At 67.0% G+C, this 23,340-nt stretch carries 14 protein-coding genes; 4 read left to right on the plus strand and 10 right to left on the minus strand.

What is annotated here, in order from left to right; all coding sequences use genetic code 11:
• The first annotated feature begins 43 nt into the window (after positions 1-43).
• Positions 44-1,399 (plus strand): PQQ-dependent sugar dehydrogenase, encoded by a 1,356-nt coding sequence (locus ACSQ3D_RS12470; RefSeq protein ID WP_436127109.1) that lies wholly within the window; start codon positions 44-46, stop codon positions 1,397-1,399.
• Positions 1,400-1,615: 216 nt separating this feature from the next.
• Complete coding sequence (locus ACSQ3D_RS12475) at positions 1,616-3,694, plus strand: TonB-dependent receptor family protein (RefSeq protein ID WP_436127213.1); 2,079 nt, start codon at positions 1,616-1,618, stop codon at positions 3,692-3,694.
• 69 nt (positions 3,695-3,763) lie between these two features.
• On the opposite strand, the gene ACSQ3D_RS12480 is transcribed toward ACSQ3D_RS12475, so the two are convergent.
• Positions 3,764-5,422, minus strand: a complete 1,659-nt coding sequence (locus ACSQ3D_RS12480; RefSeq protein ID WP_436127110.1) for an argininosuccinate lyase — start codon at positions 5,420-5,422, stop codon at positions 3,764-3,766.
• Between the two features lie 177 nt (positions 5,423-5,599).
• Here ACSQ3D_RS12480 and ACSQ3D_RS12485 point away from each other — a divergent pair, with 177 nt between their 5' ends.
• A complete protein-coding gene (locus ACSQ3D_RS12485; protein ID WP_436127111.1) occupies positions 5,600-6,544 on the plus strand; it encodes a LysR family transcriptional regulator in 945 nt (314 codons plus the stop codon).
• Positions 6,545-6,553: 9 nt separating this feature from the next.
• On the opposite strand, the gene ACSQ3D_RS12490 is transcribed toward ACSQ3D_RS12485, so the two are convergent.
• The 9 genes from ACSQ3D_RS12490 to ligD all read right to left on the minus strand — a co-directional run bounded on the left by ACSQ3D_RS12490 (position 6,554) and on the right by ligD (position 21,358).
• On the minus strand, positions 6,554-9,151 hold the full coding sequence (locus ACSQ3D_RS12490) for a membrane-bound PQQ-dependent dehydrogenase, glucose/quinate/shikimate family (protein ID WP_436127112.1): 2,598 nt from the start codon (positions 9,149-9,151) through the stop codon (positions 6,554-6,556).
• Between the two features lie 345 nt (positions 9,152-9,496).
• Complete coding sequence (locus tag ACSQ3D_RS12495) at positions 9,497-9,793, minus strand: hypothetical protein (RefSeq protein ID WP_056417258.1); 297 nt, start codon at positions 9,791-9,793, stop codon at positions 9,497-9,499.
• 300 nt (positions 9,794-10,093) lie between these two features.
• Positions 10,094-12,352, minus strand: a complete 2,259-nt coding sequence (locus tag ACSQ3D_RS12500) for a putative bifunctional diguanylate cyclase/phosphodiesterase (protein WP_436127113.1) — start codon at positions 12,350-12,352, stop codon at positions 10,094-10,096.
• Positions 12,342-13,103: a GGDEF domain-containing protein gene (locus ACSQ3D_RS12505; protein ID WP_436127114.1), complete on the minus strand. Its 762-nt coding sequence runs from the start codon at positions 13,101-13,103 to the stop codon at positions 12,342-12,344. The genes ACSQ3D_RS12500 and ACSQ3D_RS12505 overlap by 11 nt, the downstream gene beginning before the upstream one ends.
• Positions 13,104-13,493 carry a DUF1987 domain-containing protein gene (locus ACSQ3D_RS12510; protein ID WP_056417252.1) on the minus strand — a complete coding sequence of 130 codons (390 nt, stop codon included), beginning with the start codon at positions 13,491-13,493 and terminating at the stop codon, positions 13,104-13,106.
• A 33-nt stretch (positions 13,494-13,526) separates the two neighbouring features.
• Positions 13,527-14,099, minus strand: a complete 573-nt coding sequence (locus ACSQ3D_RS12515; RefSeq protein WP_396503330.1) for a SiaB family protein kinase — start codon at positions 14,097-14,099, stop codon at positions 13,527-13,529.
• 14 nt (positions 14,100-14,113) lie between these two features.
• The gene (locus ACSQ3D_RS12520; RefSeq protein ID WP_436127115.1) at positions 14,114-15,346 is read right to left on the minus strand and encodes a SpoIIE family protein phosphatase; all 1,233 of its coding nucleotides are present in this window, start codon (positions 15,344-15,346) and stop codon (positions 14,114-14,116) included.
• Positions 15,347-15,595: 249 nt separating this feature from the next.
• Positions 15,596-17,803 carry a hybrid sensor histidine kinase/response regulator gene (locus tag ACSQ3D_RS12525; RefSeq protein WP_396503332.1) on the minus strand — a complete coding sequence of 736 codons (2,208 nt, stop codon included), beginning with the start codon at positions 17,801-17,803 and terminating at the stop codon, positions 15,596-15,598.
• Positions 17,804-17,926: 123 nt separating this feature from the next.
• Positions 17,927-21,358: a DNA ligase D gene (gene ligD / locus ACSQ3D_RS12530; RefSeq protein ID WP_436127116.1), complete on the minus strand. Its 3,432-nt coding sequence runs from the start codon at positions 21,356-21,358 to the stop codon at positions 17,927-17,929.
• Positions 21,359-21,749: 391 nt separating this feature from the next.
• Between ligD and ACSQ3D_RS12535 the strand changes: the two genes are divergently transcribed.
• A complete protein-coding gene (locus ACSQ3D_RS12535; RefSeq protein ID WP_056417232.1) occupies positions 21,750-23,306 on the plus strand; it encodes a methyl-accepting chemotaxis protein in 1,557 nt (518 codons plus the stop codon).
• Positions 23,307-23,340 lie beyond the last annotated feature (34 nt).

The raw sequence follows: 23,340 nt of genomic DNA on the forward strand, positions 1-23,340 counted from the left end.
TCCGCCTACATCGGCGGGGGGCCGGCACTGGCCATACTGCGCCATGCAAACGCCTGCCCGACACACTTCGCCGACCCGGCCCTGGTGGCCTCTGCCTGTGCTGGCGCTGCTCGCCGGCTGCTCCTTCGCAGGCGCCGGGGCGCAGCCGCTGGTACCGCCGGGCGTCGGTCCCAACCCGCCACTGCCGCCACCGCAAAAGAACCTGCTCATTCCCACGGTCAAAATCGCGCCGGCCGACCAGTGGCCGCAGGGCACGATGCCATTGGCACCTGCTGGGTTCAAGGTGACCGCGCTGGCCACCGGGCTGGACCATCCGCGCTGGGTGTACACCCTGCCCAACGGCGACGTGCTGGTGGCCGAGAGCAACAAGCCGCAGCCTGAAGAGGGCTCCAAGAATGTCCATGCCGACGGCCTGCGGGGCAAGGCCATGGGCATGGTCATGAAACGTGCCGGCGCGGGCACGCCCAGCGCGGACCGGATCACGCTGCTGCGTGATGCCGACGGCGACGGCGTGGCGGAGACCCGGGCGGTGTTCATGAAGGATCTGGTGTCGCCGTTCGGCATGGCGCTGGTGGGCAACCAGCTCTATATCGCCAACGCGAATGCCATCGTCAAGGTGCCGTATGAAACCGGGCAGACGTCGGTGACGGCAGCCCCCGCCAAGGTCACGGACCTTCCCGCAGGTGCCAACCACCACTGGACCAAGAACATCATCGCCAGCGCGGACGGCAGCAAGCTCTACGCGACGGTGGGCTCCAACAGCAACATCGGCGACAACGGCATGGAAGCCGAACAGGGCCGCGCAGCCATCTGGGAGGTGGATTTGGCCACCGGCAACAAGCGGCCGTTTGCCACCGGCCTGCGCAACCCCAACGGCCTGGGCTGGGAGCCGCAGAGCAAGGCGCTCTGGACCGTCGTGAACGAGCGGGATGAGCTCGGCAACGATCTCGTGCCCGACTACCTCACCTCCGTGAAGGACGGCGCTTTCTACGGCTGGCCCTGGAGCTACTGGGGCCAGAATGTGGACAGCCGCGTGAAGCCACCCAACCCCGACATGGTCGCCAAGGCCGTGGCACCCGACTACGGTTTGGGCTCCCACGTGGCGCCGCTGGGTCTGGCGTTCTCCGATGAGCGCATGCCCACGCAGTACGCCAGCGGCGCCTTCATCGGGCAGCATGGCTCCTGGAACCGCAAGGAGCTCACGGGGTACAACGTGGTCTTCGTGCCGTTCGCGGGCGGGCGGCCGTCCGGGCCGCCGGTGCAGTTTCTGACGGGTTTCCTCAGCAAGGACGGCAAGGCGTATGGACGCCCCGTGGGCGTGGCCCTGGACGCCAAGGGCGCGCTGCTGGTGGCCGATGACGTCGGCAACACCATCTGGCGGGTGGTCCGCTCGGAATGAGCGCCACGCCGCAGCGCACCTGACTTACTTCGCGCGTTGGGCACGGCGACAATCGCCTGTGGCACGTGCCACATCCCGCGTGCCATTTGCGACTGCCACATGCCATGACCCGCACGCACGGGCCCATGGCGGGCAAGCCGTCCTCATCCTCTTTTGTCGGGTTCACCTGTGCTCTTGACCTTGTCGCCCACCCATCGGCGCAGCCTTTGTCTCGCGATGGCGGGCTGCGCCGGCCTCGCGGCGCACGCTGCTGACGAAGCCATTGCCGCGCCACCCACCGTGGCCGAGGCCACGCCGGTGCTCGGCACCGTCGAGGTGCTGGACAGCACCGCCGCCCAGCGCCGCTTCGACAGCGCGGCCAGCCACAGCAGCGTGGCCGTCGACGGCTTTTCAGCGCCCATGCCGCTGGTGCACCTGTCGGAGCTGCTGAGCGGCCAGGCCGGGGTGGTAACGCAGGACCGCGGCAACTATGCGCAGGATCTGCAGATCGCCGTGCGGGGATTCGGCACGCGTGCCACCTTCGGCGTGCGCGGGGTGCGCATCCTGGTCGACGGCATCCCCGCGACCATGCCCGACGGCCAGGGCCAGGCCGCGACCGCCCATCTGCCGTCTGCCGCACAGGTCGATGTGCTGCGCGGCCCGCTGGCGCAGCTGTATGGCAATGCGGCCGGCGGCGTGGTGCAGGTCACCACGCGCGAGCCACGCACCACCGGCACCGCGCAGGCGGGCGTGGCGGTGGGCTCGTTCGGCCAGCGGCTGGTGGATGCCTCGCTGGACTTTGGCGACCAGCGCCTGGGCGGCCTGGTGGACCTGTCGCATTTCGAGATCGACGGCTGGCGGGCGCACAGCGCTGCGCAGCGCACGCACTTCAACGGCAAGCTGGTGGCCCGGCCGGATGCGCGAACGCGCATCACCGCGCTGGTGAATGTGTACGAGCAGCCGCTGGCACAAGACCCCCTGGGCCTCACGCGCACCCAGATGCGGGACGACCCGCGCCAGGCCGCCGCGGTCGCCACGGCCTTTGACACCCGCAAATCGGTGGCGCAACACCAGCTGGGCGTGGTGGTGGACCACCAGCTGTCTTCGGTGGACAGCGTGCAATTGCGCGCTTATGGCGGCGCGCGCGAGCTCACGCAGTACCTGTCCTTCAGCGGGGCCGCCGCCAACAGCGCGGGCGGCGTGGTGGAACTGGACCGCAGCTACCGCGGCGTGGGCGCCACCTGGACGCGGTCCGTGCGGCTTGCATCCGGCCTGCCGGTGACCTGGACGGCGGGCCTGGAGACACACCGCATGGCCGAGCTGCGCCAGGGCTTCGTGAACGAAGCCGGCGAAAGCGGCGCCTTGCGCCGCAACGAGGACGACCGTGCCACCAACACCGATGTCTACGGCCAGCTCGACGCGTGGCTCTCACCACGCTGGCGTGCCATCGCCGGGGTGCGCACCAGCCAGGTGAGGGTGCGGGTGGACGACCGTTACGTCACCCCTGCCAATCCCGACGACAGCGGGTCCCGCACCTGGCGCCACACCAGCCCGGTGCTGGGTGTGGTGTGGGCGGCCACCGACGCGCTCAACCTCTACGCCAATGCGGGCCGCGGCTTCGAGACACCTACGCTGGCAGAGATGGCCTACAGCACGGGCAACGCAGGCCCCAACTACGCCTTGTCCGCATCGCGAAGCCGGCAGTGGGAGGTCGGTGCCAAGTGGCGTGGCGAGCGCCAGCAGATCGACCTGGCCTGGTTCGATACGCGCAGCCGTGGAGAGATCGTCCCGGTGGAAACCGTCAACGGCCGCTCCGTCTTCCAGAACGTGGACAACGTGCGCCGGCGCGGCCTGGAGCTGGCCTGGCGGGCGGCCTGGGGCGCCTGGTCGCCCAGTGCCAGCTACACGTACCTGGATGCGCACTTCGGCAACGCCTACACGGGTGCAGCCGGTGCCGCCATAGCCGCCGGCAACCAGTTGCCCGGCACTGCCCGGCATGTGGCGCACTGGGCCCTCGACTATGCCCCCAGCTCCCAATGGCGCGTGGGCGGCGCCGTGAACCTGTCGGGCCGCGTGTTCGCGAACGACACCAACAGCGAATCCGCGGCGGGCTTTGCGGTGGTGGGCCTGCACGCGGGCTACCAGCTGCGCGGCACCACGCCCGGCGCAGCACGCTGGCAGCTGTGGGCCCGGCTCGACAATCTTTTCAACCGGCACTACGCAGGCACGCTGATCGTGAACGACGGCAACGGCCGCTTCTTCGAGCCTGCGGCGGGCCGGCGGCTGATGGTGGGCGTGCGGGCGCAGTTCCTCTGAGGCCAGACGGCACCGCACCGCACGGCCACGTTGCGCGCAGATTCAGCGCACAGCGCCAAGGCCAAACGTTTACGGAGCAGCCACCAGGCTCGCAAAGGCCGCGTTCAGCGCCGCTTCGGCCGACAGCAGGCGCTGCCGCGCCTCTGCAGACCACGCGCGGTCGCGTGCCAGGCTGTCCTTGCCGCTGGCGATCATCCGCTGAACTTCTTGCGGTTGCGGCCCGCCCGTGCCGGTGCGGGTCAGGACCATTTCCGCAGGCGACAGCGCGCGGCGGAACTCCTTCTCCCCCAAGGGAAGCCGCTGCTCCTTGAGATCGTATTTTCTGCCTGCTTCGCGGTAGATCCTCACAGCCTCTGCGTACGGAAAGTCCTTGGGCCGGATGTTGCGTTCCTTCGCAAACAGCACGACATCGGAGGCGAAGTGGTGCCCCACGCGAAACGGTATGCCGTGGCTGCGCTGCAAGGCCTCCGCCAGCTCCATCGACGTGGTCCATTCCGACTCCAGCTCCTCCAATGCGCGTGCCGGGTCGATGCGCAACGAGTCCAGGACATCGGTGAACTGCTGCAGCATTTCCACTCCCTGCACGAATGTCTTGGCGCCCGCGGGGCTCCATGTGTTCTTGTAGTCGATCATGCCCGGTGTCACGTTATGGGCGCGCCACAGCGACGCCTGCGCAGACGCCACCACGTCGCTGGCCTTGGCCCGGGTGTTCTGGATGATGCCGGGGTTGGCCTTTTGCGGCATGGCGCTGCTGGTGTAGGTTCTGGAGCTGGCCAGCAGCAGCCAGGGCCGGGTCTGGTGGTACTGCGTATGGACGTCCTGCATGAACGCACCGACACGGATGGCGGTGGAGCTGGCGATGGACGTGGCCTCGATGGGAATGTCATAGGTGCTGATCTGCCCGGCGTCGAGCGAGTTCGCGATCAGCCCGTCGAACCCCAGCAGTTGGGCCAGGCGCTCCCTGTTGATGTTCCAGCTGGAGTTGGACAAAACCGCCGTGCCCATGGGGCTGAGGTTGACGCGCGCGTAGGCCTCGCGGATGCGTGCCGAGTCCCGTCCGAACGAGTCGGCAAAGGCCAGCAGGTAGTGCGCATAACTGATGGGCATGGCCTGCACGCCGTTGGTGTACGCCGGCACATACGTGGCGGTGTGGGCCTGCGCGATGGTGATGAGCCGCGCCCGCACCTGGTCCAGCGCGTCCGCGAAATCCAGCATCTCCAGCCGCAACTGCGCGGCGTTCAGCGTCGAATGGATGTCCTGGCGGCTGCGGCCGGTGTGGATGAGCGTGGCCTCGGGCCCCACGGCATCGGTGATGATCTTTTCGACCTGCAGCACGTCGGTGGGGCGCTTGCCGCCGGGCGCAGAGGCCTGGGCGATGGACTGCTCGACACCACGCGCAATGCGGCCTGCCAGGGGCTTGGGGATGATGCCCTGCTCTACATTCATCACGGCCGAAGCCATGTTGATGCGGCCGAACCAGTAGAAGGTGTCCTGCGACCGCGACAGCGCACTGGTGGCCTCGCCTTTGACCACCCCCTGGATCTTGGCGACCTGCGCCTGGCATTCGGCCGTGGTCTTGCACGCGGTGTCCAGCGTATCGGCGGCCCGCGCCTGGCAAAGCGACAGGATGGCTGCGACCACCGCCAGCATGGAAAAGCGGGAGGTGCGTCCGGTGGCGCGGTGCGGCGAGCGGGTCGGGTGGGTCGGGTGGGTTGAAAGCGATGGCATGGGTGTTGTCTCCTGAATAGCCCCGGGACTTTTGCAGGTCCCTTTCGGCAATAACATTCGTGAATTGGATAGACGGGCGTACGTGCGCCCCTTCTGCAAGGCCACGGCATCGTGGCATGCCGGCCCGAACACCACCAATAGTTCTTTCGCATCTCTATTCATTTTTTGAATGCCGCCATGTCTGAGCCCTCCCCCTCGGTCCTGTTCAATCGCATCCTGGGACGCGTGCGCCTGCGGCACCTGCAACTGGCCATCGCGATCGCCGACCTGCAAAGCCTGCACCGGGCCGCATCGGCGATCGGACTGAGCCAGCCTGCGGCCACCCATGCCCTGGCAGAGCTGGAGGCCACGCTGGGTGGCGCCATTTTTGAAAGACACGCCAAAGGCATGCGGCTGACCACCCTGGGCAGCGCGGTGCTTCCGCTGTTGCGGGCGGCCCTGGTGCCCATACAGGCCGTGGCAGGCAACGCAGCACTCATGCAGCAGGGGGCGGCCTCCGCACCGATCCGCATCGGCAGCATTGCGGCGGGTATCAACGGCCTGTTGACCACCGCGATTGCGACGTACTGCGCAGTGCAGCCGGATGTGGTGATGGATGTGCAGGAAGTCACCATCGACAACCTGCTGGCCAGCCTTCAGGACGGCAAGCTGGATCTCGCGATTTGCCGCGAACCGGATCCCATGCCCCAGGGGTTCGAATTCCATGCGGTGCACAACGACCAGTTCGTCATTGCGTGCCGCCCCCAGCACCCGTTGACCCGGCAGGCCGCGCTGAGTGCCTCAGACCTGCTCGCGCAGCGCTGGCTGGCACCACCGCTCACCGGGCTCGGGCCCCAGCAGGTCGAGCAGCTGTTTGACGACCTGGGCGGTGTCCCGCAGCTGTGCAGGGTGTCCGGCCGCTCCGCGGAAATCGCCTACGCCATGCTGTGCGGCAGCGACTTGCTGGTGTACGTGCCGATGAGCCTGGTGCGGCCTTTCGTGCAGCGGCAAGACCTGGCGATCCTGGCGTGGCAACCCAGGCCCGTACCGCCGCTGGGCGTACTGGCCCGAGTGGACGCGATGGCGGACCGCACCCACCCCTGCCGCCGTTTCATCGACCACCTGCTTGCAACACCGCAGTAGCGCTGCGGGCTAACGCGGCAACGCGTAGGCACGCACCGAGTCGCCGGCCTTGGTGCCGGTGGAGCCATGCCCACCCGCCACGACGACCACGTACTGGCGGCCATCGCCACCGGTGTAGCTCATGGGGGTGGCCTGCCCGCCGGCGGGCAGGCGGTCGTGCCAGAGAATGCGGCCGTCGCTCACGGCATAGGCGCGCACATAGTTGTCGAGCGCCCCCGAATAGAAGGCGACGCCGCCTGCCGTCACCACCGGCCCGCCGATGCCGGGCACACCCATGCGGAACGGCAGTGGCACCGGTGCCAGGTCGCGCACCGTACCGTTGCGGTGCTTCCACGCAACCTGGCCGGTGCGCAAGTCCACGCCCGCCACGTAACCCCAGGGCGGCGCCTGGCAGGGCAGACCGATAGGCGAGACGAAGGGCTTCATCGACGCCGCGAACGGCGCGCCAAAGTTCTCGTTGAGCGCAGGCAGGCTGCCCCTGGGCGGCCCGCCGTTCTGCACCAGCAGGCTGGTGTCGTCCTTGCGCGGGACCAGTCGGGAAACGAATGCCAGATAGGTGGGCGTGGTGAACGCGACCTGGCGGTCCGGGTCGACCGCGATACCGCCCCAGTTGAACACGCCGAAGTTGCCCGGGTACACCAGGGTGCCTTGCTCGGACGGCGGGGTGAAGCGGCCCTCGTAGCGCAGCCGATGGAACGCAATGCGGCAGGCCAGCTGATCGAACATCGTGGCGCCCCACATGTCGCGCTCGCGCAGTGGCGGCGGGTTGAACGACAGCGCCGACCGCGGCTGCGTGGGCGCCGTGTAGTCGCCGGTGGCAGCACCCTGGGGCGCCGGCTCTTCCTGCACCGGCAGCACCGGGGCGCCGGTGCGGCGGTCCAGCACGAACAGCTCGCCCTGCTTCGTGGGCTGCACCAGCGCCGGCACGGTCTGGCCGTTGACCTGCAGATCGATCAAGGTCGGCTGGGCTGGCACGTCGTAGTCCCACAAGTCGTGGTGCACGGTCTGGAAGTGCCAGCGCACGCGGCCGCTGGCCAGGTCCAGCGCAACGACGGACGATGAATAGCGCTCCACCGCCGGAGTGCGGCGGCCGCCCCACTGGTCGGGCGGCTGGTTGCCCATGGGCACATAGACCATGCCGAGCGCTTCGTCCACGCTCGATATCGACCAGCTGTTGGGCGAGTTGGGCGTGTACGTGCGGCCCGGTGGCAGCGGCGCGGTGTCCTCGGGGTTGCCCGAATCCCAGTTCCACACCAGTGCACCGGTGTCGATGTCGAAGGCGCGGATCACCCCCGACTGCTCTTTGACCGACGCGTTGTCCAGCACGGTGCCGCCCACGATCACGTAGCGCTCGGTCACCACCACGGGCGATGTGGAGTAGTAGGCCCCCGGGCGAAGGTTGGGCATGCGCTGCCACAGGTCGATCCGGCCAGTACCTCCCCCGAAGTTGGCGCACACGGCGCCTGTCTCGGGGCTCAACGCAATGATGCGGCCATCCACCGTGGGCATGAACAGCTTCGCGGTGCAGGCCGCGTCCGTGGCCCCGCGCTGTGCGGCGACGGGTGGGCGGCGCGTGCTGACAGCGCCAGGGGCCGCTGCCGCAGGCTCGGCCAACTGCGCGGGCCTGCCCGTCGCGGGAGCGGCGGCAGGCGCGGCTGACATTGGCGTCGTGGAGCCTGCGCTCGCGCCGCGAGGCGGCTGGTAAGACAGGCCCCGGCAGGTCAGATGCTGCAGAGCGAGCTGGTTTTCGATCTGGGGGTCGTAGCGCCACAGCTGCTTGCCGGTGGTTGCATCCAGCGCGATCACCGACTGGTGTGGTGTGCACAGGAAGAGCCGGTTGCCGACCTTGAGTGGGGTGACCTCGTACGTGGTCTCTTCGGGATCGCCCGGCTTGCCCCGCACATCACCCGTGCGGTATTCCCATGCCAGCTGCAGCTGCGCCACATTGGCGGGCGTGATGTCTGCCAGCGGCGAAAAGCGCTGGCCCAGGCCCGTGCGCCCGTAGGCATGCCATTCGCCCGGCGGCACCACAGAATTGACAGCCGTGCCCGGCGCCGCGTCTGCCACGGGGTTGGCCGCGGCCGGCGCAGAAGGTGGAGTTGGGATCTGCGGCAGTTGCCCCGCCATGTCATGGGGTTCGCGGAACCACGACGCTACGGCCACGGCGGCCGACATGAGCATCACCACCGCCAGCAGTCCCCGGTGCGACGCCCCGAAACGCTGGCGCACCGGCTGCGCGCCGGCTGGCTGCGATGGGCTTCGGACCGCATGCGCGGAGGCAACGGTGGCATGCCCAGCCCACGGGCTCAGCAGCCACGCACCCAGAACGAACAACACGTCCAGCCGCGCAGCCAACGGCCACCAGTCGAGTCCGACCTCCCACAGCGCCCACGCGAGCGACCCGCCGAGCACCACGGCATACAGGCTGCGCGCCCAGGTGCTCTGGCGAAACCACAACCCTCCCGTGACCATGAGTGCAGCACCGACGGCCGCGTAGTACCCGCTGCCGCCCAGCCATACCAGCCAGATGCCGCCAGCCGCAATGGCTGCTCCCAACAAAGCGACGACGACGCCCGTCACCTTGGCCCTGCGTGTGTGAACTGCCATGCTGCCCATCCCGTCTGCTCAGTGGATATCCATTGCGTGCGCTGCGCGATGCGCGCACGCTCGCTCGCACGCTCGCTCGCTCGCTCGCTGAAGCGACATGGTGCCCGCGGTCTGTACTGCACAGGGTGGGTTCTCGCGCTGTCGGCGAGTGCGCACCCACCTACAGCAGCGGCTCCCAGGTTCCGAAGCAGTACGGGGATGGCCTTGTCGGCAGGTCGTGTGCAAAGCAAAAAGGGCTCCCGAGGGAGCCCTTTGAGACGAGACTGCAGGGCAGTGTAAGGAACACGTCCACATGGCATCGACACCCGGACGGTGCCGCCCATGGGAAGGCCCGCGCCACCTGCATTACATGAGGTTGCCGATTTCGCCGTGCGAGATCTGGCCGGTGCGCACGGCCTCTGCGGCCTGGGCGCGGACTGCAGTGCGGTCGGCCGTGGACTTGTAGGTCACCACGCGGGAGCCGGCAGGCTCGATGCTGTGCGTGCGGGCTTCCGTCACGGCTTCGGCATTGACTTCGGCGCGGGTGCGGTTGGTATCGAATTGCAGTGCGAACTGCGAAGCATCGGCTTCATCGGCATGCGCGCCAAATGCGGCGAAAGCGGACACAGCGGCGATGGAGAGGAAGCGTACGGTCTTGTTCATGATGAAATTCCTTGGGATAAAAAAGCGCTCAAAAAAAAGCCGGAACGAAGTGCCAAGCGCAGATGCGATGAACTGCTGCGTGCCGGGTTCGGTGAGTCGCCTTGCGGGTTTCGGCTCATCGATGGGTTGAACTGTACGCCGCATGTCGCGCCAGAAAAACCACCCAGTCGCCAACTGACCGTTCCAGTATTGAGAACAATCGACGACGAACTCGCGCCCGCCGTACGACTCCACCAGCGCCGTCAAGGCGTGTGCGTTCGTGCGTGAGTGCAGGAGGCCGCCCAAGCCCTTGCACAACCCTCAACCGGCCAGGGCGTCCCGAGGCCCGCACGCGTCGTGCCGAGCCTGGCGCTCCATCCAGGCGATGAGAGCGTCCTTCTCCATGGGCCTTGCGATGTAATAGCCCTGCCCCTCCTCGCACCCCATGGCCAGCAGCGGCTGCCAGACGGACGCGTCTTCGATCCCTTCCGCCAGCACCTTCAGCCCCAGCTTGCGCCCCAGTTGCGCCACCATTTCTGCAATGCGGGCGCCGCGCGGTTCGCCCAGCTGGTGCACGAAGGAGCGGTCGATCTTGATCCGGTCCAGCGGCAGGCGCTCCAGGTAGCTCAGCGACGAGTACCCGGTCCCGAAGTCGTCGATCGCAATCGAGATCCCCTGGGCACGCAGCGCGGACAGGGTGTGCTCCAGAAACTGCGTGGGAAGCACGGCCACCGACTCGGTGATCTCCAGCTCCAGGTGCCGCCCCTGCAGCCCGCTGCGCTCGAGCGCGGCACACACCAGGTCGAAGAACCCTGGGTCCTGAAGCTGCACGGTGGACACGTTGACCGCCATCCGCTGCGGCGCTGCGTTCGCATCCAGCAGCTCGCGCATGGTGGCGCAGGCCGTGGCCAGCACCCACTGGCCCAGCCCGACGATGAGCCCGGAATGTTCGGCCACCGGGATGAACTGGTCCGGCGGGACGAACCTGCCGTCGCTGGTGCGCCATCGCAGCAGTGCCTCCAGCCCCACCAGTGCATGGGTGCTGAGGTTCAGCTGGGGCTGGTACACGAGGAACAGCTGCTGGCCGTCGATGGCCTCTCGCAACTCCGAACGCAGCAGCGCCCTGGCCCGTGCCTCGGCCCCCATCTGCGCGGCGTACTGGAGGTCCTGCCCGCGGTGGTCTCGCTTGGCGCGTTTGAGCGCAATGGTGGCGTCCTTGACCAGGTCCACGCCGGCTTGCGGCTCGGCCGGCAGCAGCACGTACCCGCAGGTAAGCGAAACCTTGTGCGGAACGCCGTCGATGTTCAGCGGCTGCCGCACGCAATCGAGCAGTTGTCTGGGCTGTACCTGCCGCTGGGAGCCGAGCACCCCGAAGGTGTCCGCGCCCAGGCGCGCCAGCAGCACGCCCGGTGGAAGCGCTGCCTCCAGGCACCGGGCCACCTGCTCCAGGAGTCGATCACCGAACCGGTGGCCCATCACGTCGTTCGTGGCACTGAAGTCGTCGATGTCGATCAGCGCCAGCACGTAGTCGGTGGCACCATGCCGCGCGCAGTCATGGACCTCTTCGACAAAGTGCGCGCGGTTGGGCAGGTTCACCAGCGGGTCGTGGTAGGCGCTCTCGTGCAGTCGCCCCAGAAGGCCGCGGTTGTGCAGCAGCGTGCTCAAGTTGGCGCACAGGACATCGAGCAGCTGAGGCTCCAGGCCGCGGTGGTTCCCGGGCACGTCCATGAACACGACGAAGTCCTGCTCGTCCTTGTGCCCGATGTGCAGGGCGAGCCCCCCGGACTCTCCGAAGACGTTGTACCGCCGCTCGATGGAGGCGCACAGCAGGTCCAGCTCCGGCCCCTGCGACAGCAGGTCGAGTGGCAGGCCTGCAAGTTCGGAGAACCTGCCGGCAGCGGCCAGCACATGGTAGTCGCGCCGGCCCTCACCGCGCTGCACGCACACCAGGCCTTCCCGGGGGACCTGGAGCAAGGCGGCGAGCTGGGTGAGCACGGCCGACGCGAACTCGTGGGCGTCCTTGGTTTCCAGCAGCGATGCGCTGGAGCGCACGATCAGCTCCAGGCTGACGCGGCTGGCATCCACGGCGCACAGCTGCTTGTACGACCGAACGGCGGTCACCACCATCGCCAGCAGCCGGTCCGGGGTGAGTTCGGCCTTGGTCCGGTAGTCGTTGATGTCGTACCTGAGCAGTGTCTCCAGGTCCGGCACCTGGCCCGGCTGACCGGTGCGCAGGACGATGCGGGTGTTTCTCAGTCCCGCGCAATGGCGGATGAAGTCGACCAGATCGAGCCCTGCGCTGGGCTGCTCCGACACCACGTCAATGATGACCATGGCGAGGTCGGTCTCGGTGAGCAGCAAGGCCTTGGCTTCATCGCCCGAGAAGGCGTGCATGAACACCAGGGGCCGCTCGAACAGCGTGCGCCCCTCCAGCGCGGCCAGCGTGGCGGCGTGAACATCGGGATCGTTGTCCACCACGAGTATCCGCCAGTGGGTGCCCTGGCTGCGCCCGGCGCGCCGCGCGGCGTCGACGGCAGCCCACCCGGGTTCTGCCCTGCGCAGCTCGGCCTCAGACCACATGCTCGAGGGAGGGCAAGGTCGTGGCCGCCATGCGGACCTGGTTGCGCCCCCCACGTTTTGCGACATAGAGCGCCTCGTCGGCCAGCCCATAGGCGCCGTCGAAATCGCTGCCGGCAGGTGCCCAGCACACGCCGAAGCTGGCCGTCACGCCACTGCCGTCCGGCAAGTCGAAACCATGCGTCTCGATGGCGCGCCGCAGCTCCTGCGCCACGTGTTCGGATTCCGCGCCGCCATGCCGCGGCAGCACGACGGTGAACTCCTCGCCGCCGACACGCCCGATCTGCGCGGTGGCGGGAACGACGGCCTTCAGGCAGGCCACCACCCCCAGGATGACCCTGTCGCCCGTCGGATGGCCGAAGCTGTCGTTGATGCGCTTGAAATGGTCGATGTCGAGCACGACCAGGGCCAGGTCTTCGCGGACGAAGTGGCGGTTGACCCGTTCGATGATGGCCGCACGGTTGAGCACCCCCGTGAGCGGATCGTGGTTGGCCCGGTGCTCCAGCTCGGCCGCCAGGTCCTGCAGCCGGGTGTTCATCTGGTTCATTTCCAGCTCGGCCCTGTCGCTGCGGCGCACCAGCCTGCGCGTCTCCCGCAGCAGCCGCTCGTACGCCAGGATCAGCTCGCCCAGGGTCTGTGCGCAGGCGTCCTGCGCGGCGCTGGCGCAGGCACTGTGGGCCGCTCTCGCGGCCAGGAGCGTCTGGTTCTCCGCATCGAAAAGATCGGGCGCCGGCCCCGTCGCAGTGCTTGCCATTCAAGCAGCTCCCACTGCATGGGTCACGAACTCGATGGCCGGGAAGTCCTCGCTCAACTCCTGGCCGAACTCCAGGATGGTGTCGTCTTCCTCATCGTGGTACCAGTGCAGGACCACCCGGTTGCCGGCCTCGGCCGCGTTGCTCAGCGCCTCGATGAGGTTGAACAGCATCTTGGTGCTGGAGCTGTTGAAGTACGCGAGCGCCACGTTCACCTCCAGCGCGGCGCCGTGCTGCGTGGACAGGAACTCGCCCAGCCGCGTGATGATGTCGCCATAGAAGGCGGCCGCGTTCTCGGGGTAGGACTCGCCCCGCAGGCTCAGCGTGCGCGTGTCAAACTTGAAGTCCACCTCAGGCGAGCTGGGCGTGGGTGCGATGTAGAGGTTTTCCATCAGTAGTCTCGATTCGTTGCGAGCGCTCAGCGCCTAGATGGCCGCCTTCAGGTAGAAGACGGGCGATTGGCCATGGTCATCGTCGGCATCGAAATCAAATTCGAGAGGCTCGCGGGCATCGCGCGCGACGGTGAGGAACCCCATGCCTGCGCCCTTGCTTCCTTCGGGCGTCTCCTCGCGCAGCGTCTGCCGGTAGGCCTGCTTGATCTCCTCGAGCGTCATGCTGCGCAGCGCACTGAGCTTGACGCGCAGTTCCTCGGCCACCAGGCGTTCGATGGGGTTGGCACACAGCAGCGAGAAGCTGCCGTCCTCTTCGCGGCGAATGCACACCGAGCCGTGGCGCAGTTCGCCATTGTTCTGGCTTGCAGGGGTCAGGGAATCCGCCGAGTAGTGGATGATGTTCTGCGCCATCTCGACGAACGAGGAGAACAGCTTGCGCCGCGTGGGAGCGGCAACCCCGGCCACTTCCAGCTGCAGCTTCACCGCATCGGCCATCGCGGCCACGATGTGCTGCGAGAAGTACCCCACGTAGTAGAAGATGACCTGGTGCTGGCGCGCCAGATTGAAGAACGAGCCGTACTTGTTGGCGATCGTGAGGGATGGCATAGGTCGTGGTCTGTCTAGGTGCGAAAGCAAAAGAAGGTCAGGTCATCGCGCCGGTGGTGGTCGCCCTGCCAGACCCGCAGCGCCTCCAGCAGCGCTGCGTTGACCTCTGACGGGGTGTTGTCCTTGTGCTCCAGCAACAGCTCCCGCACGCGGCGCTTGCCCAATGCAATGCCGCGGGCCCCGCCGATCTGATCGATCAGGCCGTCGGTGCTCACGAACACCAGGCTGCCGACGGGCAGGTTCGCTTCCTGGTTCTTCCATGCGTAGTCGAACTCGCTGTCCACATAGCCGACACCCTTGCGCTGCCCCTCCAGCACGTCCACCGCGTCGGCCCCGGGACGCACCACGAACATCGCCAGCCGCGCGCCCGCAAAGATGAGGCGGCCTGCCGCGGGCTCGAACCAGAAGCACGCTGCATCCATGCCATCGTCAGAGCCCGGCGTGCCATCCTGCCCATCCACCTGGCCCAGCATCTGCTTGATACTGCGATTCACATGGCCGAGCAGGCTCGCAGGATCGCGCGGGCCGTTCTGCTCGATGGCCTGATTCAGGCTGGTGGACGCAATCAGGGTCATGAAGGCGCCGGGCACGCCGTGGCCCGTGCAGTCGGCCACCGTGGCGAACCAGCCGTCCGCGTCCGTGCTGAACTGATAGAAGTCGCCGCCCACGATGTCCCGCGGCTGCCACACCAGGCTGGCCGCCGGACAGGCGCGCGCCATGGCGTCGAGCGAGCTGCGCAGCGTGGACCGCTGGATCACGCTGGCGTACTCGATGCTGTGCATGATCTGGCGGTTGCGGGAGGCCTGCATGTCCGCCACCACCCGCATGAGCTGAAGGCCGTTGCCGATGCCCGCATAGGCCCCGTCGCGCGTGATGATGAAGCCGTCGGACAGCGCCTTTTCTCCATACTCGACGGTCTTGAAAGTCAGTGCGTCGATGTCCAGGCCCGCGTCGACGATCAGCGGCTCCTTGTCCATGAACGCGATGCAGCTCTTGCGGCCGTACAGCTCCTGCCGGAACTGCTTGCTCATCTGCGACAGGAAGATGCTCCGGTTGATGAGGCCGATCGGCTGGCTCCCCTCCACCACAGGCAGACTCACGAGGTCGCGGTGGCGGTTGAACACCTCCATCACTTTTTCATTGGTGTCGTCCGTCGTCATGCACGGCACTTCGATGCACAGGTCGGCTGCGCTAGGCTGGCGAAAACGCGGCCGGAAGTCGCTCAGGTACTCAGTGGTTGCGGGCATGGACAGCGCCAGGGAATCGGTGTGAGCAAATGTTACCGACACGATGTTTCGGTTTTGTGACGCCATCACACCGATTCCGCGCCATTGCTCCCGACTGCTGCTACGACCTCCCCAAAAGCGGTCGCGAGCGAATCTTTTCCGACCGCCAGACCAGGCCCTGACGCTGGCCCAGCTGGCGCACGGACACCAACGAAAAAACCCGTCAGCCGCTCGCCGACACTGAACCCGGTGCGCCGGAGCACCGGCCCGTCAATCCGCTGCTTTTCTCAGCACACGCAGCACGTCCGCCACGTCGTAGGGCTTGGCCAGCACCTGGACGCCGGGCATGGACACACGGTTTTCCGAATAGCCGGTGGCCAGCACCACCTTGATGTGCGGAAAACGGCTCACCACCGTGCGTGCGAGATCGATTCCGTTCAGCGTGCCGGGCATCACCACGTCAGAGAAAACGAAGTCGACCTTGGTGCCGGCCTCCAGGCACGCCAGCGCCGCATCGGCGCTCTCGGCCATGATCACGAAGAACCCGCCGCCCTCCAGCGCGGGCGCAACGCTTTCACGCACCAGGGCATCGTCTTCGACGAACAGCAGCGTGCCGCCGCTCACGCCCGCAGCCTCCGGCGCACGCACTGCACTGGCGTGCGGCCCTGCAACCGCCCCTGTCGCCCTGGGCAGGTAGATGTCCACCTGGGTACCCTGCCCTTCGCGGCTGTGGAGCACCAGCGTGCCGCCGGCCTGCCGCGCAAAGCCGAAGGCCTGGGGCAGCCCCAGGCCCGTGCCCTCTCCCACCCGCTTGGTGGTGAAGAAGGGATCGAGCGCCTTGGCCATGATCTCCGCCGTCATCCCGATGCCCGAATCCGAAAACCGCAGCCGGACATAGTCGCCCACCGGCAGGCCCTCGGCCGGGGAGGCACCGGGCTCGTTGCCCACCACCACGCGGATGGTGCCGCCGGACGGCATCGCATCCTTGGCGTTGATGGCGAGATTGAGAAAGGCCAGTTCGAACTGCGTGGGGTCGATGGTGACGGGCCACGCGTCTTGCGACATGCTGACGTCCAGCGTGATGCTGGCCGGAAGCACGTTGTCCACCAGCTGGCGAAAATCCTGGATGTGCTTGGGCAGGCTGACGGTCTCCAGCCGCGCGTCCTGCGTGCGGCCAAACGCACTGAGCTGGCCGGTCAATGCCTTGGCGCGCTGGAGCGCCTTGGTGCAAGTATCGAGCAGCCCCTGCACGCGTTCGGACTCATTGGCCCGTTTGGCCAGTTGCAGCGAGGTGGACAAGGTTTGCAGCAGGTTGTTGAACTCGTGGGCGATGCCGCCGGTCAGGCGCCCCAAGGCTTCCATCTTTTGCCCCTGAAGCAAAGCCTTTTGCGCACGCTCGGTATCGGCGACCGCTTGGGCAACGCGCAGCTCCAGTTCGCGCTGATTCAGCAGCAACCGGTCGCTGACCTGCGCGATGCGCATGCCCACCGCATCGACCTCCACGAGGCCCTGTGATGAGTAGTTCACCTGTTCACCACGGCCCAGTGCCTCCGCCGCCATTTCAAGCCGGTGCATCCGCGAAATGACGCCGGCGCCGATGCGCCGCGCCACGAGCAACGATATGACCAGCAGCAGTACCGCCGCCAGGGCGAAGATGCCAGCGCCCCGGATCGCCGAACTTTGAATCTCGCTCTCGGGGATGCTGAGCACGACGGTCCAGTCGGAGGCGTCAACGCGCTGGTAGAACGTCTTGACGGCCACGCCGTCGAGCGTGACCGAGCGGGTCACGCCTTGGGTGGTCGACGAGAACAGCTTGTGCAGCCGCTCGTCCGACGACTTGCCCACGAACTTGTCGGGATCCCGCGACCGCGCCAGCACCGTCCCCTTGCGGTCGACGATGGTGCTCAGCCAGGTGGCCGGCATGTTTTGCTCCGACAGCAGCGCCTGGATGGCCGTTGCATTCACCCCCATCACCACGAAGTACCGAACGACGCCGCCCTCCATGAAAGGGACCTGGACAACGAAGTCGTACCGCTTTCCGAGCGGCGCGAAAAACACGTCGGACACGAGGGGCGAGAGGCCTCCGTCCCCCTGCATCAGATCGTTGATGTTGGAAGCCCGCTGGGTTGGCAGGGCGGTGCCGAGCGGGACCCGCGTGTTCAGCAGTTGCCGGCCGCTCGTGTCGAACAGGATGATCGTCGTGTCGGGCGTCGGTGCGTTCTTGATGGCGAATTCGTAGAACGTTGCCATGTCGCCGCTGGCCAGCGAAGGTGCATTGGCAATGGTGCGCAACACCCGTTGCCGCGACTGCAGCTCGTTGTCCACCAGGAGCGAGAAGGTGCGCGCCGCCTCCTTCAGCCCCGTCTCCTGCGTGGCCTGCTGTTCCTGGTAGACGTACCAGATGGCCAGCATCGCAGCCACAGACGCAGGCACGAGGACGGACAGGACAAGAGCGAACAGCTGACTTTTGATGCGCATGGCCACAGATCAAGACAGGAATCTGGCGGTACAAACGGGGAGATATCGCGTCCTCGGGGCCACGAGATGGTGGCCGACTATAGCGCCCGCCCTCTGAGGCCGCACACCGGGCTTGGGATAGCCCTAGGCCAGCATCTTGATGCCCTGCTGGATCGACTGCCGCTTCTTCCAGTAGCCTTCCCACGGGTCCTGCTTCTGAAAACTCAGGTACTCCCGCGCTGTCGCTACCGTCCACTGCGCCCCGCCTTGGAGGTCAGACAGCTGATCCCACGCCACGGGCATCGACACGCCCATGCCGGGCCGCGCACGGGCAGAAAAAGCACAGGCGGTGGTCTGCCCGTGGCCGTTGCGCAGGTAGTCGATGAAGATCTTTCCCACGCGGTTCTTGCCACCCATGACGGCCACGAACCTGGAAGGGATGATCCGGGCCATGTGCTTGACGACCGACTGGGAAAAGGCCTTCACCGCGTCGTAGTCGAGCTGCGGCGTGATGGGCACCACCACGTGCAAGCCCTTGCCCCCGCTGGTCTTGAGCCAGCTCTCCAGCCCCAGTTCGGCGAGCATGACGCGGGTCAGTTCGGCCGCCTCTTGCAGCATGGGCCAGGTCACGCCCTCACCGGGGTCCAGATCCAGCACTATGCGGTCAGGCTGGTCGATGCGCGCAATCTTCGAGTTCCAGGTGTGGAACTCCACCACATTCATCTGCGCGGCCGAGACGAGCGCCTCCACCGAGTGGACGGCTAGCAGCGCCGCGTGGTCAGGCCACAGCGCGGGGTCCAGTGCCCTCACGCCCGGCATCTTGCTGTCGGGGTGTTTCTGGAAAAAGAGCTGCCCCGTGATGCCGGTCGGCGCGCGCACCAGGGAGGCAGGCCGGTTCTTGAGGTGCGGCAGCATCCTGTCGGCAATGCTCTCGTAGTAGTGCACCAGATCGATCTTGCGCAGGCCGGTGCTGGGGTCGACCACCCGCTCGGGGTGGGTGATCTTCACGGTGCCGGCCTTGCGCCGCAGAGCGGTCTTCTGCGGCACTGGGGCCTCCTGCTGCCGAGCTTGCGGAGGTTGCAGCGGCGCCTGCCGCTGTTCACGGACGATCGCGCGGGCAGGCTTGTCGGTCCGGATACCCCGGAACACGGCGTGCCGGATGCGCAGATCCGGCGTCCAATCACCAAAAGCCACCTCCACGACCATGGACGGTTTCACCCACCGCTCGCTGCCGGCCTTGCGCCGGGACCATCGCCCCGGCTTGACCTCGTCTGCGCTCACCGGCGAGGTCGCCACCTCCAGTTTGGCCAGCTTGGTGTACAGCTGCCTGCCGGTAGCGGAATCCCAGCCGGTTCCCACCGAGCCCGCGGAGTGCAGCTTTCCGCCCTCGTGGTAGCCCAGCAGCAAGCTGCCGACCTCCCGGGCCGCATGCGACCGGTCGGTGAACCCCAGCACCACGAACTCCTGCCGGTGCTGGCACTTGAGCTTCAGCCAGGTCTCGGTGCGCCCCGACACGTAGGGCGCATCCGCCCGCTTGGCGATCACGCCTTCCAGGCCCATCTGGCACGCGGCGCCGAGCAGCTGGGATGGCGGCGCATCGAAAGACGCGCTGAACCGCACGGTGTCGCTGTGGCGTTCATCGAAGAGCGCTTGCAGCACTGTTCTCCGTGCTGCCAGCGGGACGGCACGCAGGTCCCGGCCGCCCAGGAACGGCACGTCGAACACGAACAACACGATGTCGCGCGGATGGGCACTGTCGATGGCGTTCTGCAACCGGTTGAAGTCCGGAAGGCCTGCGTCGTTGAGCACGACGATCTCACCGTCGAGCCAGGCGCTCGTGAGGCCCAGCGCGGCCACCGCAACGGCCACGGGCTGCAGTTTGGCGGTCCAGTCGTTGCCGTTGCGCGTGAAGATGCGCACCTCTTCGCCGTCGATGCGCACCAGCACCCGGTAGCCATCGAACTTGGTCTCGACGACCCAGTCGCCCTCCGGCACGCTCGCCACCAGCGTGGCGAGCTGGGGCTGCAGCCTGGCGGGGAGCCGGGCCTTGCGGGCCGCCTGCACGGCGTCGGATGCGCCAGGCGCCGTGCGCTGCGGCGCGGCCCCGCTGCCCCGCGGCTCCCGCTCTTCGACGAGGCCGAGCGGCTTGTCGACCACGCTGTCGGGGAGCGCTGTGATGACGTCGTATTCGGCGCGCGGCCGCGCCCAGGCGTCGCCACGCTTCTTGAAGAGCATCCACTGGTCCTGCTTCTTTTCTCCGGGTTTGGAGATGCGCACCAGCTCCCACAGGCCCGCGAGCTTCTGGCCGTGCAACCTGAACAGGACCTTGCCCTTGCGCAGGCCTTCCCGCGCATCGTCCACCGGCTCCCAGGTGCCCCGGTCCCAGACGATGACCGTGCCCGCACCGTACTCGCCCTTGGGGATCGTGCCCTCGAAGGTGTTGTAGTCGATGGGGTGGTCCTCCACCTGGATCGCCATCGACTTGGTGGCGGGGTCGAAGGACGGGCCTTTCGGGACCGCCCAGCTGACCATCACACCATCGAGTTCCAGGCGAAAGTCGTAGTGCAGGCGGGACGCCCAGTGCTTCTGGACCACGAAGTGCAGCGGCTGCGCAGCCCCGGACCGTGGGGCAGGCCGCTTCTTGGGCATGACGCCCGAGGGCTCTGCAGTCTTGGTGAAATCACGCTTGGCGTTGTAGCGGGACAGCGGCGACTCGGCCGGCGCTGCAGGCGCGGGCCGCAGGGTCGCGGTGCGCGAGCGGGCGGGCGCCGGCAGGCTCGCCGCCTTGCGCCGGGCGCGCGCCTTGCCCAGCGAGAGTTCGGCCCACACCGGCGCATGGTCGCTGGCGCCTTCCCGCGCACGCTCTTCACGGTCCACACCGGCATCCACCACCTTCAGGGACGGCCCCGCCAGGATGTGGTCGATGCGAAGACCCGCATCGCGCTCCCAGCGCTTGCGCCGATAGTCCCAGAACGTGAACGGCACACTGGTGCGATGCACCTTGGCAATGGCATCGGTCCAGCCCTGCGCCAGCACCTGGGCAAAGGCGGCGCGCGGCCGGGGCTGCAGCAGCGCGTCGTTGCGCCAGGTATCGGGCTTGTAGATGTCCGCGTCGGTCGGCACCACGTTCCAGTCACCCATCAGTACCACCGGGTGGCCGGAGTCCCAGAGGGCCTGTGCACGCTGCTGCAGGCGGTCGAACCAGCTGAGCTTGTAGTCGAACTTGGGGCCCGGCTGGGGGTTGCCGTTGGGCAGATACAGGCAGGCGAAGAGCACCCCATGGATGGCAGCCTCTACATAGCGTGCCTGCTTGTCCGAGGAATCGCCCGGCAGTGCGGTTGCCACCGCCAGAGGTTCTTCTTGTCCACGCGAGAGGAGCGCGACGCCGTTCCACGTTCGCTGTCCCACCACGAGGGACCGGTACCCTGCGGCTTCGAGTGCCGCAGCCGGAAAGTCCGACGCCGGGCATTTGAGCTCCTGCAGCGCAACGACATCCGGACTGGTGCGGCGCAGCCAGTCCACAAGCAGGTCGATCCGCTTGTTGATGTTGTTGATGTTCCAGGTCGCGATGCGCACGGCGTGAATGGCTTTTTGATCCAGTCGATCATGCTACGGCGCGACCCGCTCAACGGTGTCAGCCAGCAGCGCGACTTGGGCGCAAAACTTCCTGCGGCGGCTGATCGAAGCACCGACCAATGTAAAGCGCCATTGGGACGGCATCGTATGTGGCCAGGCTTCCATCAAAGGAGCGGACGACAAGCACGCAAGAAAAAACTTGCAGCATTTTGTGCTTTCCCTACACTGGCCTGGACGGCATTTGGACGTGCTCGCGGCCATGCGGGGAAAACCTCTTCCCCCACAGGGCGTTGTTCCCCCTCGGGGAGTTGGCGCAAGCCCTGTTGGGTTGCGCAAAACAGGCACGCGATCCGGTCGGTATTTCAAAAGATTGACGACCACAGGAAATCCGATGAAAAGTCTCTCTCTGGCGCAACGGCTTGCGCTCATCAATGGGTCGCTGATCAGCGTGCTCGTGATCGCAGCAGTCATTGTCTGGTCCATGATGGACAAGGTGACGGAGGCAGCGGACCGCGTCAACCTCACCAACGTCCCGCAGCTGGTGACCATCGGGGAACTGGAGCTCAACGTCACCCGCACGTCCTTGCAGCTTCGCCATGCCATCCTGGCCCGCACGCCTGCGGAGCTCGCGGAGACGCTTGCGGACATCGGGGCCAAGAAAAAGCTGCTGCTCGACCATCTGGACCACCTGGGCAAGAACATGATGGACGAGGATGGGCGCCGGGCGTTCGCCCCGCTGCCCTCGCTGATGACGGAGTTCTGGGCCGTGGGCGAGGAGAACGTCAAACTCATACAGGCCGGAAAAAAGGAGGAAGCGTTCGCCTTCCTGGTGGACAAGACCATTCCGGCCCGCAACCGGCTTTTGCAGCCTTTGGCGGCAGAAAAAACCCGCCAAGGCAACCGCCTGGCCTTTCGCATTCAGGAGATCCAGTCGCTGGCATCGCTGGACCGCAATATCGTGATTGCCGTCATGGCAGGCATCGCGGCAGCGCTGCTGGGACTTTCGCTGTACTTGCGTTCCGTGGTGCGGCAACTGGGCGCGGACCCGCATGCGCTCAAGCATGTGGCCCAGTCGGTGGCCGACGGCGACCTGGCCCGCGCCATCCGGCTGCGCGACGGAGATTCGGAAAGCGCCATGGCCGCACTCGCCACGATGTCGCACCGCCTGTCCGACGCCGTGCGCACCGTCAGGCACAACGCAGACAACGTGGCAGCCGCGAGCCAGGAGATCGCCAACGGCAACCAGGATTTGTCGACCCGCACCGAACACCAGGCCAGCACGCTGCAGCAAACCAGCGCCACGATGGAGCAGCTGAGCTCGGCGGTTCGCCAGAACGCCGACAACGCGACCGAAGCGGACCGCATCGCAGGTGTCGCCGCCTCGGTGGCGAACAACGCGGGCTCGGTGGTGCAGGAAGTGGTCAAGACCATGAAGGGCATCCACGACAGCTCCCAGAAGATCTCCGAGATCATCGGCGTCATCGACGGCATCGCCTTTCAGACCAACATCCTGGCGCTCAATGCCGCCGTGGAAGCGGCCCGCGCAGGCGATCAGGGCCGCGGCTTCGCGGTCGTTGCCAGCGAGGTGCGCAACCTGGCGCAGAGAAGCGCCCAGGCCGCCAAGGAAATCAAGAACCTCATCGATACCAGTGTCAGCCGGGTGGAGCACGGCTCAGGCCTGGTCGACAGCGCCGGTGCGACGATGGGCGAGGCGGTGAGCGCCATCCACAAGGTGTCCGAGCTGGTGGCTGCGATCAACACCGCTTGCAGGCACCAGCACCACGAAGTGTCTCAGGTGGTGCAGTCGGTGGTGCACATGGATGCCGCCACCCAGCAGAACGCGGCACTGGTCGAACAGATGTCGGCGGCGGCGCTCAGCTTGAGCACGCAGTCGCAGGAACTGGTGCACGCCGTGTCCGTGTTCCGGCTCGGGCACGAACCCGCCTGAGAGGCCACTGCAGAAACAGCCCAGGCCAGGGCGG

This window comes from Acidovorax sp. LjRoot117, from assembly GCF_964252695.1.
GTDB lineage: Bacteria > Pseudomonadota > Gammaproteobacteria > Burkholderiales > Burkholderiaceae_C > Acidovorax.